This is a genomic window from Halococcus hamelinensis 100A6 (assembly GCF_000336675.1).
In the GTDB taxonomy this organism is placed as follows: Archaea; Halobacteriota; Halobacteria; order Halobacteriales; family Halococcaceae; genus Halococcus; species Halococcus hamelinensis.
Genome location: NZ_AOMB01000020.1, coordinates 53,279 through 67,174 on the forward strand (window position 1 = coordinate 53,279; position 13,896 = coordinate 67,174).

General features: G+C 68.8%; 15 protein-coding genes and 1 tRNA gene. 14 read left to right on the forward strand and 2 right to left on the reverse strand.

Translation table 11 applies throughout. From position 1 onward, the window contains the following. The first annotated feature begins 28 nt into the window (after positions 1-28). The 8 genes from C447_RS06830 to C447_RS06865 all read left to right on the forward strand — a co-directional run bounded on the left by C447_RS06830 (position 29) and on the right by C447_RS06865 (position 7,722). Positions 29-823 (forward strand): creatininase family protein, encoded by a 795-nt coding sequence (locus C447_RS06830; protein WP_007692208.1) that lies wholly within the window; start codon positions 29-31, stop codon positions 821-823. 263 nt (positions 824-1,086) lie between these two features. Continuing rightward, positions 1,087-2,373: a GTPase HflX gene (hflX, locus tag C447_RS06835; protein WP_007692210.1), complete on the forward strand. Its 1,287-nt coding sequence runs from the start codon at positions 1,087-1,089 to the stop codon at positions 2,371-2,373. Between the two features lie 47 nt (positions 2,374-2,420). Next, the gene (gene hisC / locus C447_RS06840) at positions 2,421-3,509 is read left to right on the forward strand and encodes a histidinol-phosphate transaminase (protein ID WP_007692212.1); all 1,089 of its coding nucleotides are present in this window, start codon (positions 2,421-2,423) and stop codon (positions 3,507-3,509) included. Beyond that, on the forward strand, positions 3,506-4,045 hold the full coding sequence (locus tag C447_RS06845; protein WP_007692214.1) for an adenylate kinase family protein: 540 nt from the start codon (positions 3,506-3,508) through the stop codon (positions 4,043-4,045). The genes hisC and C447_RS06845 overlap by 4 nt, the downstream gene beginning before the upstream one ends. 22 nt (positions 4,046-4,067) lie before the next feature. Then, entirely contained in the window at positions 4,068-4,688 is a 621-nt protein-coding gene (locus C447_RS06850; RefSeq protein WP_007692216.1) for a CDP-alcohol phosphatidyltransferase family protein, read from the forward strand. A 50-nt stretch (positions 4,689-4,738) separates the two neighbouring features. Beyond that, complete coding sequence (locus C447_RS06855) at positions 4,739-5,266, forward strand: multiprotein bridging factor aMBF1 (protein WP_007692218.1); 528 nt, start codon at positions 4,739-4,741, stop codon at positions 5,264-5,266. Positions 5,267-5,330: 64 nt separating this feature from the next. Beyond that, on the forward strand, positions 5,331-5,978 hold the full coding sequence (gene tpiA / locus C447_RS06860; protein WP_007692221.1) for a triose-phosphate isomerase: 648 nt from the start codon (positions 5,331-5,333) through the stop codon (positions 5,976-5,978). A 67-nt stretch (positions 5,979-6,045) separates the two neighbouring features. Further along, positions 6,046-7,722 (forward strand): acyl-CoA synthetase, encoded by a 1,677-nt coding sequence (locus C447_RS06865; protein ID WP_007692222.1) that lies wholly within the window; start codon positions 6,046-6,048, stop codon positions 7,720-7,722. Between the two features lie 13 nt (positions 7,723-7,735). On the opposite strand, the gene C447_RS06870 is transcribed toward C447_RS06865, so the two are convergent. Then, positions 7,736-8,362, reverse strand: a complete 627-nt coding sequence (locus C447_RS06870; protein WP_007692225.1) for a uracil-DNA glycosylase family protein — start codon at positions 8,360-8,362, stop codon at positions 7,736-7,738. A 694-nt stretch (positions 8,363-9,056) separates the two neighbouring features. Between C447_RS06870 and C447_RS06875 the strand changes: the two genes are divergently transcribed. Together C447_RS06875 and C447_RS06880 are read left to right on the forward strand one after the other, a co-directional pair. Next, on the forward strand, positions 9,057-9,896 hold the full coding sequence (locus C447_RS06875; protein WP_007692227.1) for a DUF5794 domain-containing protein: 840 nt from the start codon (positions 9,057-9,059) through the stop codon (positions 9,894-9,896). Between the two features lie 32 nt (positions 9,897-9,928). Next, positions 9,929-10,156 (forward strand): DUF5795 family protein, encoded by a 228-nt coding sequence (locus tag C447_RS06880; RefSeq protein WP_007692232.1) that lies wholly within the window; start codon positions 9,929-9,931, stop codon positions 10,154-10,156. A gap of 201 nt (positions 10,157-10,357) precedes the next feature. Here the strand turns inward: C447_RS06880 and C447_RS06885 are convergent, their stop codons facing one another. Then, on the reverse strand, positions 10,358-10,759 hold the full coding sequence (locus tag C447_RS06885) for a GNAT family N-acetyltransferase (protein ID WP_007692234.1): 402 nt from the start codon (positions 10,757-10,759) through the stop codon (positions 10,358-10,360). Positions 10,760-10,874: 115 nt separating this feature from the next. On the opposite strand from C447_RS06885, the gene C447_RS17625 reads away from it, so the two are divergent. The 4 genes from C447_RS17625 (at position 10,875) to C447_RS06900 (ending at position 13,892) form a co-directional block, all read left to right on the forward strand. Continuing rightward, positions 10,875-11,053, forward strand: a tRNA-Trp gene (locus tag C447_RS17625). A 333-nt stretch (positions 11,054-11,386) separates the two neighbouring features. Next, complete coding sequence (gene dinB / locus C447_RS06890; protein ID WP_007692237.1) at positions 11,387-12,682, forward strand: DNA polymerase IV; 1,296 nt, start codon at positions 11,387-11,389, stop codon at positions 12,680-12,682. A gap of 30 nt (positions 12,683-12,712) precedes the next feature. Then, positions 12,713-13,270, forward strand: coding sequence for a DUF420 domain-containing protein (locus C447_RS06895; RefSeq protein ID WP_007692239.1), 558 nt, complete (start codon positions 12,713-12,715; stop codon positions 13,268-13,270). Positions 13,271-13,343: 73 nt separating this feature from the next. After that, positions 13,344-13,892, forward strand: coding sequence for an NUDIX hydrolase (locus C447_RS06900; protein ID WP_007692241.1), 549 nt, complete (start codon positions 13,344-13,346; stop codon positions 13,890-13,892). Positions 13,893-13,896 lie beyond the last annotated feature (4 nt).

A 13,896-nucleotide genomic window follows, 5' to 3' on the forward strand; every position in this document is an offset into this window, starting at 1 on the left:
TTATGCGGGAGCCACCCGGCGTGCGAGTATGTATCTCGCGGACCGGACGTGGCCCGAGCTGGGCGAGTACGTCGCGAACGAATCCCTCGCGGTCGTCCCACTGGGGTCGACCGAACAGCACGGCCCCCACCTCCCGCTCGCCACCGATCACCTGATCGCCGAACACCTGGCGCGCGAGGCCGCCGACCGTGCCGAAGTGCTCTGCACACCGACGATAAACATCGGCGTCAGCCCCCACCACCGCCAGTTTCACGGGACCATGTGGGTCGACCCGCCCGCCTTCCGCGACTACGTCGAGAGCCTCTCGCGCAACCTCAGCTATCACGGGATCGACCGGATCGTCTTCGTCAACGCTCACGGAGGGAACATCGTCCACCTCCGGGAGGTGGGCCGTCGGCTCCGCGACGACGGGGTCGCCTACGCGCTCGAATGGATGTGGAACGACTCGATCCCCGACCTCGTCGACGACCTCTTCGAGCACAACGGCCCCCACGGCGGGCCGAAGGAGACCGCGATGATCCAGCACATCGCGCCCGAGCTCGTCCACGAGGAGGAGTTCGAACGGGCGCGCGACGAGGGGGTCGTGGACCTCACCGAGATCGAGATGATGGTCCACGGCTCGCGGACGTTCTACGACGCGATCGACAACACCGAGAGCGGCGTGCTCGGCGACCAGACCGACGCCACCGCCGAGAAGGGCGAACAGCTCTTCGAGGCCGCCGCCGACCAGTTGGTCCAGTTGATCGACTGGGTGACCGACCAGCCGCTCGACGCGCTGCTGGCGAAGCCCCACGTCGACCCGCAACCGGGGAGCGGTCGATAGCGCCACTGTACTCGACCGCGAAAGCGAATCCGAAACCCGTCGATGCTGATCTCACGACCCGGTTGGGACAACACTTTTGTTCGTGGTCCGTTAGTGACCGAGCAGAGGCGACCGATGACCACTTCTCCCCGTTTCTGACCGGGCGACGCGTCCGCGGTAGTCACCGTTCGACAGCGTGGCCGCTCGATCCCAGGTCCAAGTGACTCGATAGCGCCGAGTCAGCGGCATCGCCGACGAACGAATACACACAACCACCACCACCAATGTCAGAAACGGATACAGTGATCGCAGCGCGTGTCGACGGCGACTCGCTCGCCGCCGACGAGATAACGTCACTCGCCGACGCCGCCGGCTACCGAGTCGTCGGCGAATGCACTCAGACTGGACCCGAGGATACGGGGACGTACCTCGGAACGGGGAAGGTCGACGAACTTACTGCTCTAGTCGAACGAACCGCGGCGGAGACGGTGATCGTCGACGGTGAACTCACGCCCGCACAGAACCACGCGCTTCGGACGGCGCTGCCGGACGGAACCCGATTGCTCGACCGCTACCGTCTGGTTCTCGAAATCTTCGACGACCAGGCGGCCACCCGCCGCGCCCAGTTGCAGGTCGAACTGGCTCAGCTCCGCTACGACCTGCCGCGGATGAAGGAATCAGCCGACGGAGGCGGGCTCAACAAACGCGTCGAGAAGGGTTCGCCGATCTACGATGCCCGCGACCGGATTGATCGCCTCCAGCGGAAACTCGACGAGCTTCCGGACCCGGGGACCGAATTCAGACGGCGTCGACGCGAGGAGGGCTTCGACCTCGTGACCATCGCGGGGTATACGAACGCCGGCAAATCCACCCTGCTTCATCGGCTCGCGGACGAACTCGAACTCGGTGGGACGACCCATCCCGACCGAGACGAGACCGCGGCCGTCGAGGATGAGCTGTTCGAGACCCTCGAAACCACCACCCGCCGCGCCACCCTCGACGGTCGGCCGGTCCTGCTCACCGACACGGTCGGCTTCATCGACGACCTTCCCCACTGGCTGGTCGAATCGTTCAGCGAGACGCTCTCGGAGGCCGCGGCCGCCGACTGTGTGGTGCTCGTCGCCGACGCGAGCGACTCGCCCGACGACCTCCGTGAGAAGCTCGCCGTCTCGCTCGACGTGCTCGATTCCCAGGGCGTTTCCACGGACGACGTCGTGACGGTCCTCAACAAAACCGACGTGCTCGACGCCGACGAGCGCGAACGCCGTCTCACGGCTGCGACGGACGTCGTTTCGTCGCCGCTTCCGGTGAGTATCGTCGAGGACGGGAACCTCGACGACCTCGTTACCCGCGTGCTGGCGCACCTGCCGAACGAATCAGCCGAGATCGTGATGCCGAACGGCGACGATGCGATGAGCCTCGTTTCGTGGCTCTACGACCACGCCGATGTCGCGAACGTCGAGTACGTTGATGAGCGGGTCGTGGTTGCGTTCAGCGCTCGGCCCACGATCGTGGAGCGAGCCCGGGCGAAAGCCGAGACCACCGCGAGCGAACGGACCGAACGGCCGTGACGACGATGTGTGAGCACGCTTAAACCCCGCCGTCCGTTGGGTCCGGTATGCAGCCACGCGACCTCTCGGCGCACGCCGTCTACGCGGCGGGCCGGGGGAGCGAGGAGGTCGCCCGCGAACTCGGGCTCGACCCCGAGAGGATCGTCAAACTCTCCTCGAACGAGAACCCGTTCGGACCCAGCCCGGCCGCCGTCGAGGCCATCCGCGAGGCCGCGGGTTCGATCCACACCTACCCGAAGTCCGTCCACACCGACCTCGTGGCCCGGATCGCCGACCGCTGGGACGTCACCTCCCCACAGGTCTGGCTCGCCAACGGCGGCGACGGGGCGCTGGATTACCTCTCGCGTGCGTTCCTCGACCCCGGCGACGGCGTGCTGGTCTCCGAACCCGGCTTCGCCTACTACGCGATGACCGCGCGGTACCACCACGGCGAGGTGCGGACCTACGCGCTCGAAAAGTCCGACGGGTTCGCCCAGACGCCCGAGACGGTCCTCGACTCGTACGACGGCGAGCGGATCGTCTACCTCACCAGCCCGCACAACCCCACAGGTACGGAAGCGGACCTCGCGGCGATCGAACGCATCGCCGACGAGACCGGTGAGGATACGCTGGTGGTCGTGGACGAAGCCTACGGCGAGTTCTCCGAGACGCCGAGCGCGCTCGCGCTCGTGGAGGGGCGAGAGGGATGGGACGCTCGCGACGACGTCGCCGTCCTCCGGACGTTCTCGAAGGCCTACGGCCTCGCGGGCATTCGGCTCGGCTACGCCCTGGTGCCCGACGAGTGGGCCGAGGCCTACACCCGCGTGAACACCCCGTTCGCGGCGAGTTCGCTCGCCTGCCGGGCAGGACTGGCCGCACTCGACGACCGCGAGCACGTCGAGAGGACCACCGAGACCGTCGAGTGGTCGCGCGAGTACATGCACGCCGAGCTCGACGCCCACACCTACCCAAGCGCAGGGAACTTCGTGCTGGTCGACGTCGAGGACGCGAGCGCGGTCGCCGAGGCCGCCAAACGCGAGGGCGTCGTCGTCCGGGACTGTTCGAGCTTCGGTCTGCCCGAGTGCGTTCGAGTGACGTGTGGCACCCGCGAATCGACCGAGCGCGCCGTCTCGGTCCTGAACGAGGTCACGGGATGAGGGTCGCGGTCACCGGGACCCCTGGGACGGGCAAGACGACCGCGACGCGCCGCCTCGAAGCCGATTCTGAGGGCGCGCTCGACGTGGTCCACCTCAACGACGTCGTCCGCGAGGCGGGCTTTTCGACCGGCACCGACGAGGCGCGCGACAGCCTCGTCGCCGACCTCGACGCGGTCGAGGGGTGGCTCGACGAGCGCGATGCGGGCGATGTCGAACTCCTCGAATCCCACCTCGCCCACCTCCTGCCCGCCGACCGGGTGGTGGTGCTCCGCTGTCACCCCGACGAACTCGGGGACCGGCTCACCGAGCGCGGCGAGTCCGAGGCCAGCGTGGCCGAGAATCGCGAGAGCGAAGCCCTCGACGTGGTGCTCGCCGAGGCGGTCGAGCGACACGGTCTCGACTCGGTCTACGAGGTCGACGCCACCGAGCGCTCGCCCGAGGCGGTCGCAGCCGCCATCGAGGCGGTCGTCGCGGGCGAGCGCGAGCCGAGCGCTGGCACCGTCTCGTTCGTGGATTCGCTCGCCGACCATCCCTGATCCTCACAGCCATGACCTACCGATGACCCTCGACCAGTACCGTTCGACCGCCGACCGGCTCCTGAACCCGTTCGTCGGGCTCGCCGCGAGAGCGGGGCTGACCCCGAACGGCGTGAGCGCCATCGCGTTCGTGCTCGCCGCCATGGCGGCCGTCGCCTACTGGCTCGCCGGCGGCGACGCGTGGTGGTACCTCGTCGGCGCGGTGTTGGTGGGGCTCAATGGCGCGCTCGACCTCCTCGACGGTGCGCTCGCCCGACGGCTCGGCACCGCCTCGCCCGCCGGCGACTTCCTCGACCACGTTCTCGACCGGTACGCGGACATCGTGCTCGTGATCGGCCTCGCGCTCGGGGTCGACCGACCGGTACTGGGTCTCGTGGCGGTCTCGGGCGTGTTCATGACCTCGTATCTCGGCACCCAGGCCCAGGCCGTCGGGCTCGACCGGGTCTACGGTGGCCTCCTCGGGCGCGCCGACCGCCTCGTCCTCATTGGCCTCGTCACGCTCGTTTCGGGGGTCGTCGACCTCTCGGTGGCGGGGGTCACGCTCGTCGGCGCGCTGCTCGCGGTGCTCGCGGTCGTCGGCCACGTCACCGCGCTCCAGCGGTGTTACCACGCGCTCTCGGCGCTCTCGACCGGGAGTCGGTGAACCGGGGCGGCGACGGACGGTTTATACACGCGGGCTTCCTTTGACGGGGTATGGTCCAGTGTGAGATGTGCGGTACGGAGACATCTTCCCCGAAGACGGTGAAGATCGAGGGCGCGGAGCTCGACGTCTGTGGGGACTGTGCGGACTTCGGCACCGAGGTCGAACAGCAGTCCACGAGCGGGACCTCCACGAAGTACTCGACCGATTCGAGCGGGTCGTCGGACGCGGGCGGGTCGGGCTCGACCGCCAGCTCCGGCGGGTCGGGCGGCGGCCGGCGACGCGACATGTTCGACGACATGGACGAGATCGTCCAGGACTACGACGAGCAGATCCGGACGGCGCGCGAGAGTGCCGGACTCTCCCAGGAGGAGCTCGCAAAGGAACTCAACGAGAAGGCGAGCCTCATCCGGAAGCTCGAACGCGGCGCGAGCCTCCCGAGCGACTCGGTCCAGACCAAACTCGAACGCCGGCTCGAGATCACCCTCACCGAGGGCGGCGTCGACGACACCGAGTGGGAGGGCGGCGCTTCGACGGGTGCGTACACCCTCGGCGACGTGGTCCAGCGAAAGGACTCCTGAGGTCGCGAACGAACCCCGAACCGCATCGGCAAACACCTTTATCGACGGCCCGACTCCTTCGAGCATGTTCGTTCTCGTCAACCTGAAAGCCTACGCCGCCGACCCGGTCGAGATCGCCACCGTCGCTCACGACGTCGCCGACGAGTCGGGCGTTCGCATCGCGGTCGCACCCCAGACCGCCCACCTCGAACGCGTGGCCGAGACGGGCGTCGAAACCTGGGCCCAGCACGTCTCCCCTGTGGAACACGGTAGCCACACCGGGAGCGCGCTCGCCGAGGCGGTCGCCGACGCCGGCGTGGTCGGCACACTGATCAACCACTCCGAGAAACGGCTGAAGCTCGCCGACGTCGACGGCGCGGTGAACGCGGCCGAGCGCGCGGGCCTCGAAACCGTCGTCTGTGCCAACAACCCGGACCAGGTCGGGGCGGCGGCGGCACTCGGCCCGGACGCGGTGGCGGTCGAACCGCCCGAACTCATCGGCGGCGACGTCTCGGTGAGCCAGGCCGACCCGGACATCGTGGAGGACGCCGTCGCGGCGGCCGAAGCGGTCGACGACTCCGTGGACGTGCTCTGCGGTGCGGGGGTCTCGACGGGCGAGGACCTCGACGCCGCCGGCGACCTGGGTGCCGAGGGCGTCCTGCTCGCGAGCGGCGTCGCGAAGGCCGACGACCCGCGGGCGGCGCTCACGTCTCTCGTCGAACCCCTCTCGTGATTTAGGGGTGCGGGTACGAGTTACACGATAGATACACCTAATTAGCACGCCGACTCACTTCGAGGGGATGGCGACGCACAACCTCCCCGACTACGAGGCCGCGCGCGAGTCGTTCTCGTGGACCGATATCTACGACGAAGCCGACTGGGACGCCCCCGACGAACTCAACATCGCACACGAGGTCTGTGACCGCCACGCCGACGGGTCGGGCCGGGTCGCGCTGGAGTACGCCGGCGTCGAGGGCGAGCGCGAGACGCTGACGTTCGACGACCTCGCCGAGCGGTCGAACCGGTTCGCGAACCTGCTGGAGAACCAAGACGTCGAGCGCGGCGACCGGGTGTTCACCTACCTCCCCCGGATCCCCGCCCACTACGTCGCGCTCGTCGGGACCCTCAAACGCGGCGCGGTCTTCGGCGGGGTCAACGAGCGCTTCGGGCCGGAGGGGATCGCCTACCGGCTCGTCGACTGTGACGCGACGGCGGTCGTGACGACCTCGGCGAACCGCGAGACGGTCGAGCGCGCGCTCGCCGACGTCCCCACGGTGGAGACGGTCGTCACCATCGACCGCGGCGACGGCATTGAGGAGGGCGACGTCGACTACGAACGTGCGATGGCCGACGCGGGGACCGACTACGACCTCGTGCGGACCGGGAGTGAGGACGACGCGCTGCTGTACTACACCTCGGGGACGACGGGGCTGGCGAAGGGCGTGCTCCACAGACACCGCTGGGTTGCGGGGGTCGCCGCCACTCAACGGTATGCGGTCGACCTCCGCGACGACGACCTCTACTGGTCGACCGCCGACCTCGGCTGGCTGACGGGCCCGATCAACACCCTCGGAGCGTGGTTCTGGGGCACCAGCCAGTTCGCCTACGAGGGCGAGTTCAGTCCTCAAGAGTGGGCCAGCCTGCTCTCGGAGTACCCGATCACCGTCCTCTTCTCGGTGCCGACGGCCTATCGGATGCTCCGGGCCAACGAGGACGTCCTCGACGCGGACCTCGACCTGCGCCACGCGCTCTCGATCGGCGAACCGCTCTCGGCGGGAGTCGTCGAGTGGGCCGAGGACGCGCTCGGGGTCACGGTGCTCGACACCTACGGCCAGACCGAGACCGGGAACATGGTGATCAACAACTACCCGACGATGGAGCTCCGGCCGGGGAGCATGGGCAAACCCCTGCCCGGGATCGAATCCGCCATCGTCGACCCCGAGACCGGGGAGGTGCTGCCACCTGGCGAGACGGGCGAGATCGCCCACCGCGGCGACTTTCCCTGCTTTTTCGCCGAGTACTGGAACAACCCCGGGAAGACCGCGGCGTGTTTCGTCGAGGGTTCGGACGGGCGGTGGTACCGCTCGGGCGACCTCGCGCATCGGGACGAGGACGGCTACTTCTGGTTCGAGGGCCGTGCCGACGACGTCATCCTCTCGTCGGGCTATCGCATCGGCCCGTTCGAGGTCGAATCCTCGCTCGGCGAGCACCCCGCGGTGGCCGAGGCCGCCGTGGTACCCAAACCCCACCCCGAGCGCGGCAACATCGTGAAGGCCTACGTCGTGCTCGCCGGGGGTTACGATCCGAGCGACGACCTCGCCGAAGGGATCAGGACCCACGTCCGCGAGGAGCTCTCGGCCCACGAGTACCCCCGCGAGGTCGAGTTCGTCGACGACCTCCCGAAGACGGTCACCGGAAAGATCCGACGGACCGAACTCCGCGACCGCACGGCCGAGACCGATTCGACCGCCGACTGACCGCCACCTTCCGCTACCGGACGAAGTAGGTGTCCTCGTCGGGGAGGAACCGGCCGAGGTCGGTCTCGCGGCGGTAGTCGGTCGCGAGCAGGGTTTCGAGCGCCTCCCGAAGTCGCTCGGCCTCGTCGCCGTCCCACTCGCTCGGGTCCTCGATGGGGATCACGAGCCAGCCACTCCCGCGGATCTCGGTCGCGTGGAGGGCCCCCATCTCGAACGGCTCGATGGTCCGGGCGGTGTAGTTCCGGATCACGTACCGCGTCGCGCGCTCGCCGACCGGCAGGAGGACGTGCGCCCCGATGGCGCGGAGTTCCGCGTCGAAGAAGCGTTCGTTGTCGACGTAGGAGTCGGCCGAGGGCTCGCCGTCGGCCACACAGAGGTGGAGATACGAACAGAACAGGTTCTCGACCTCGGGCGCGTCCGACTCGGGGTCGGAGAGCAGGCCGACGCCCGCGAGCACCCCGAGCAGGCGGCGACCGGCGGCGTTCGTGAACGGCACGCCCGTCTCGACGCCGCCGTGGCTCTCGGGATGGTCGCCGACGAGATGGAAGTCCGCGTTGGCGTCGCCGTAGCCCGGCACGAACCGCTCGCAGGGCGGGCGCATCCCGAACGGGTTGCTGATGCGGTCGGTGACGTTTTCCACGCGGGGTCTGGGCGGGCGGGGGTCAAAACCCCCACCTTTTGCTGCGGTCGCTCACTTCGTTCGCTCCCTAGCAAAATGTGGATCAAAAGCCTCCTCCTTCCTTGCAGTCAGTCGTCGGCCCGCTCACTCGGCTACGGCCTCGTTCGCGGTACGATCACTCCTCACTCCGCTACCGCCCCGCACAACACCGCCCCACGACAGCCACACGCCTCCCCAGCCGACTGTGCTCCTCGTTCGCATCGCTTCGCTCGCTCTCTGTGGTGCTCATCCCTCGCACAGTGTCCGCGGCCGGCCCTCACTGTCGTTCGGACCGGCCGCGAGCGCGCGCCAACGGCACCGGACCACACCCACACCGCAACTGCACCGCACCGCGACCGCCCCCAGAAACCGGGCCGTCGAGGTCGAGGGCGACCGGATGGACGGGGGCGACCACCGCTTACGGGTCGTGTGGCCCAATCTCACAGAACGTTTATGATTGTATCAACGGTATTGATGGTATGGACGTCGCCAGTCCGCTCAGTGTGTGCCGCGTCGGTCGGACGACCTTCGATGCCGAGCCCCTCGCGAAGTTTACCACCACCGCACACACTATTTTCACCACGGCGACGCGAGTCACCGACGCCTGGCACGGCCGGGCTTCCTTGCGACGTGACTCACACCACCCGTCGGTCCCGGGACAGGGCCATCGCTCCCCGTGAGCCACTCCCAACACCCGGTCGCGCTCCGCCTCGAGCGACAGGTCGGCGGCGCGGCCCGTCTCCTCGCGACCGTCCTCGCGCTCCCGCTCGTCGACGGGATCTTCCCCGCGCTCGTGCTCGCGGGCACGCTCACGACGGCCACGGGGATCCTCGAGGTCGGCTTGCTCGTCTTCGGCGGGAGCGCCACGGTCGCGGTCGTCCTCGCCGAGATGGAGGGCTCGCGCCGTGAACGAGCAAAGACCACGCTCGTCGTCGGGATTCCGGTCATCGCCCTCGCGGCGGTCGAGACCGCGCTCGCACCCACAATCGGGAGCCTGATCGACCTCGCGGTCTTCGAGCGCTTCGCCGCGCTGGTGATCCTCGCGGTCGCGGCCAAGACCGCGAGCGCGCAGGTCGGCGAGTATCTCCCCCGACCGGCCGTGATCGTCGGCCTCGGCATGGTCGCGAGCGTCGACCCCGCGAACGCCCAGCTCGTGGTGACGCCCGACCTCGAACTCGTGGCCCGCGGCGCGCTCGCGGCGACCGTCGGGGTCGCCTTCGCGCTCTCGGTCGCCCTCGCCAGCCCGTGGCTCCACGACACCGTACACATCGACCGCTTCCGCTTCGGGAGCGCGGTCGCGCTCGGCGTGCTCGGCCTCTCGGTGCTCGGGCTCGTCCCCAGCGACGCGCCGCTCGCGCTCGCCGTGCTCGCGGTCACGACACTGCTCGCGTTCGACCCCGGTCGCAGCCGCGACGAGCCGGACGAGGACCCCTCGGACGACGACGCAGCGGCGGACCCGGCGGACCCGGCGGCGGACGATTCCGACGTCGGTCCCGACCGCGCGCCGTGGCTGTAAGGGTTTAGGGCCGCAGCCCCTCAGCCCTTCACATGGCCGAAAACCGCGTCGTGGAAGGACGGATGGTCACCCCCAAACGCCTCGCCGCCATCATCGAGGGCGACGACGTGATGGACGCCGAACCGATCGCGGACGCCGACCGGGACTGCCCCGAGTGCGGTAGCAACGTCCTCGAAGTCGGCTACATGCCCTCGGTGGCGGAGTTCGTCACCGGGCAGAAGTGCCAGGAATGCGAGTGGCACGACACCGACCGCGAGTAGCCGGACTATCGACCTCTAGGCCGATATCGGACGCGAGTCCGAACGACCGTGCCGATCACCGAACGCGAGTGGGACGACGGTAAGTTCGACACCGACGAGGACGCCCCGCGAACGGATTCCGTCGGCGACCTACTACCGCCTCGATCGGGTCGAATGGCTTCCGACTGCGGCGGCCCCGGTCCGGTCCGGTTGGAACGGTCGTCACTCCGAGGGGCGGTCCATCCCGACGAGGGTGGGCGCACAGGTCTCGAACCCGAACCGTTCGTAGAATTCCGGCTCGCTCGCGATGAGGTTGACGTAGGCGGTGGGCGGCGCGTTGGCGTCGAGCCACGAGACGAGGCGCTCCATGACCCGCCGCCCGAGGCCGCGGCTCTGATGATCCGGGTCGACCGCGATATCGACGACCTGGAAGACGGTCGCGCCGTCGCCGACCACCCGGCCCATCCCCACGAGGTCGCCGTCCGCACGGACCGAGACCGCGACGCACTCGTTGCCGAGGCCCGTTTCGGCGGCCTCGATAGTCCGATCCCCCATCCCGGCGGCCCGTCGAAGCGCGACGAACTCGCGCGGCGTCGGCGGCTCCTCGGTGAGTTCGTAGTCCATGCCGTTCGCACGCCCGAATCCCGTATAAGCCGCACGTCGTGGGGCGATTTCGCGCGCTCGCCGTCCGGCGAGAGACCGAAATGGGTTTACCTGCGCCGGCATTGCCTTCGCCTGCGGGGTCGTGGCCAAGCCAGGCATGGCGACTGACTCCAGAGGCAACGCGCTCGGTGACGAAACTCCAGACTGATATACAGAGCGGGCGGCTGATCACCACCCGCCGTGACGACCCTCTGGAGGACCGAGGCGCACACCGGAGATATCAGTCGATCGGGGGTTCAAATCCCTCCGACCCCACTTCTTCGCGGCGAGCAATTCCGCGACCCATTCGCTTTCCGACTCGAATCATCACCGAAAACTCACCCCCAGCAGTGCCGTCGTTTCGCGAGCGTTACGGCCTATCGATACGACCGGTGTTGCTCTCCTCGGGCGTGTAGGCCAGCGAGAGCGCACGGCGGATCCGTCGGAAGGGGCGGGACTGGACTGAAACGGCGTCAGACATAGTTCAACGTAGTTAATTATTCGTAATAAGTTTTGTGTCGGTGACTCCCACGGAGGGGGACCGTTCCGAGCAGTGACATACGGAACGAGGGTGCCAAAGCTCATGGTGTCGAGCGGCGTCGGTTCGGTATGGCCGAGCGCGGGGAGGCGCGCCTGCCGGGCGTCGCCGACGGTGATGCCTCGATCGTCTTCCACGTCGATATGGACTGTTTCTACGCTGCCTGCGAGCGCCGCCGCGAGCCCGCACTCGACGGGAAACCTGTCGTGGTCGGGATGGGCTACGAGGACGGCGAGACCCACGGTGCGGTCGCCACCGCGAGCTACGAGGCCCGATCCCACGGGGTCGAGAGCGCCCAGCCCATCTCGACCGCGCTCGAACGCCTCCCGCGCTCCGTGGAATCGGCCGACCCGGACGAGGTCGTCGGCCACTACCGACCGGTCGACATGGACTACTACCAGTCGGTGAGCGAGGAAGTCAGGGGGATCCTCCACGACTGCGCCGACGTCGTCCGGGAGGTGAGCATCGACGAGGCGGCCCTCGACGTCACCGAACGGACCTCGTGGCAGCGCGTCGACGGGCGGGCGCTCGCGACGGGTTACGCCCGGCACGTCAAACAGCGGATCCAGCGGGAGGTCGGGGTGGTCGCGAGCGTCGGCGTCGCGCCGAACATGAGCGCGGCGAAGGTCGCCGCCGACCACGAGAAACCCGATGGGCTCGTGCCGATTCCCCCGGGTGAGGTCGCGGACTTCCTCGCGCCGCTCGACGTCGAGACGGTCTACGGCGTGGGACCGGTGACGGCGCGCGAACTCCACGACATGGGGATCGAGACCGCGGGCGACCTCGCGGCGACACCACTCCGAAAACTCGACGCGGAGTTCGGCGAGCGCGGTCGGGAGATACGGCGGTTCGCCCGCGGCGACGACACGCGGTCGGTGACGCCGGTCGGCCGGCCGAAGAGCCTCTCGCGCGAGTCGGCGTTCACCGAGGCCACCGACGGGGTGGAGGCGAAACGCGAGCGGGTGCGGCGGCTCGCGGCCGCCGTCGCCGAGCGCGCCGAGCGCGAGAACGCGCTCTATCGCACTATCGGGATCAAGGTCGTGACGCCGCCGTTCGACGTCAACACCCGGGCGCGCTCGCTGCCCGGCCCCGTGGCGGACGCCGACCTCGTTCGTGAGGTCGCGCTCGACCTTCTCGGCGAGTTCCGCGAGGCCGAAGTCAGGAAAGTGGGGGTTCGGGTCTCGAACCTCTCGTTCGAATCCGGTGAGCAGGCGAGCCTCGACGGGTTCGAAGCCCAGGGGACGGACCGCGGTCGCGCCGACGGTGGCGTCGACCGCGACCCCGCTACGGATCCCGAAGCCACGACCGGGACGCGAGCACGCCGCGACGGCCAGACGGAGTTCGGCGATTTCGTGCGGGATGAGTAGCTACAAACCCTCCCGACCGTTGTAGCCGACATGGCGTTTCGAACCCGCGACCACGTTCCGGCGGTGACGGGCGTTCTCTCGGTGATATCGCTCGCCCTGGTCTTCGGGGCGGTCCTCGGCGTGTTCGAGACCGTCGCCCCGACCGCGCCCGAGGCGGTCATCGACGCGATTCCACACGTGAACGCCGTCCTCAGCGCGGTCGCCATCGGCACCATCGTCGTCGGCTGGCGCGCGATCCGGCGCGGCGCAGTCGACCGACACCGACGATCGATGCTGGTCACGGTCGGGCTGTTCGTCGCGTTCCTCGTGCTCTACCTCTATCGAGTCTCGCTCGTCGGCCCGTCGCCGTTCCCCGGCCCCGACTCGGTGTACCAGTTCGTCTACCTCCCGGTGCTCGGGATCCACATCCTGCTCGCCATCGTCTGTATCCCGCTGCTCTACTACGTCCTCCTGCTCGCGCTGACCCACGAGGTGGCCGAACTCCCGGCGACGAACCACCCCCGCGTGGGTCGCGTCGCCGCCTCGCTCTGGCTGGTCTCGTTCACGCTCGGGATCGTGGTCTACCTGCTCCTCTACGCCGTCTACTGACGGTCTCGACCCCGAACGCCGATTGGGGGCCCGAGAGCGCCACCGTTTAGCGCTCGGCGGGTGGAGGGGCGGTATGAACGACCCCGCGGACTCGGCCCACGACTGGCGCGTCATCGAGTCGGTCGCCGAGTACGAGACGGGCTGGTACACCGGGGGCTACGACCTGGTCGAACAGCCCGACGGCAGCGAGAAGAAGTACTACTGGGCCGAGCTCCCGGCGGCGGTCGTGGTGGTGGCGCTCGCCGACGACGAACTGGTGATGGTCGACCAGTACCGGCCCGCGATCGGCGAGCAGTGTCTCGAACTCCCCGCCGGCATCGTCGAGGACGGCGAATCCGCGACGACGGCCGGCGCGCGCGAACTCCGCGAGGAGACGGGCTACGAGCCCTCGGGTGTCTCGCTGCTCGAGGATTACTGGGTCGCCACCGGCGTGCTCCGCCACCGCCGCGCGGTGGTGTTCGCCGAGGGGCTCACGCCGACCGACCGCGACCTCGACGAGAACGAGTTCCTGACCGTGACGTCGCTTCCGGTCGCGGAGGCGCTCGACGTCGCCCGAACCGAACCCGCGAACGACGCCACGATCGAGGGGCTGTTGCTGGCGAGCGAGGAGGGGCTGCTGTAACGCG

Bases quoted from the DNA above. Each gene is read 5' to 3' on its own strand.
- C447_RS06845 (WP_007692214.1), top strand. From the start codon at position 3,506: ATGAGGGTCGCGGTCACCGGGACCCCTGGGACGGGCAAGACGACCGCG.
- C447_RS06895 (WP_007692239.1), top strand. From the start codon at position 12,713: ATGGCGTTTCGAACCCGCGACCACGTTCCGGCGGTGACGGGCGTTCTC.
- C447_RS06830 (WP_007692208.1), top strand. From the start codon at position 29: ATGTATCTCGCGGACCGGACGTGGCCCGAGCTGGGCGAGTACGTCGCG.
- C447_RS06850 (WP_007692216.1), top strand. From the start codon at position 4,068: ATGACCCTCGACCAGTACCGTTCGACCGCCGACCGGCTCCTGAACCCG.
- C447_RS06885 (WP_007692234.1), bottom strand. From the start codon at position 10,759: ATGGACTACGAACTCACCGAGGAGCCGCCGACGCCGCGCGAGTTCGTC.
- C447_RS06900 (WP_007692241.1), top strand. From the start codon at position 13,344: ATGAACGACCCCGCGGACTCGGCCCACGACTGGCGCGTCATCGAGTCG.
- dinB (WP_007692237.1), top strand. From the start codon at position 11,387: ATGGCCGAGCGCGGGGAGGCGCGCCTGCCGGGCGTCGCCGACGGTGAT.
- C447_RS06855 (WP_007692218.1), top strand. From the start codon at position 4,739: ATGGTCCAGTGTGAGATGTGCGGTACGGAGACATCTTCCCCGAAGACG.
- C447_RS06865 (WP_007692222.1), top strand. From the start codon at position 6,046: ATGGCGACGCACAACCTCCCCGACTACGAGGCCGCGCGCGAGTCGTTC.
- hisC (WP_007692212.1), top strand. From the start codon at position 2,421: ATGCAGCCACGCGACCTCTCGGCGCACGCCGTCTACGCGGCGGGCCGG.
- C447_RS06880 (WP_007692232.1), top strand. From the start codon at position 9,929: ATGGCCGAAAACCGCGTCGTGGAAGGACGGATGGTCACCCCCAAACGC.
- tpiA (WP_007692221.1), top strand. From the start codon at position 5,331: ATGTTCGTTCTCGTCAACCTGAAAGCCTACGCCGCCGACCCGGTCGAG.
- hflX (WP_007692210.1), top strand. From the start codon at position 1,087: ATGTCAGAAACGGATACAGTGATCGCAGCGCGTGTCGACGGCGACTCG.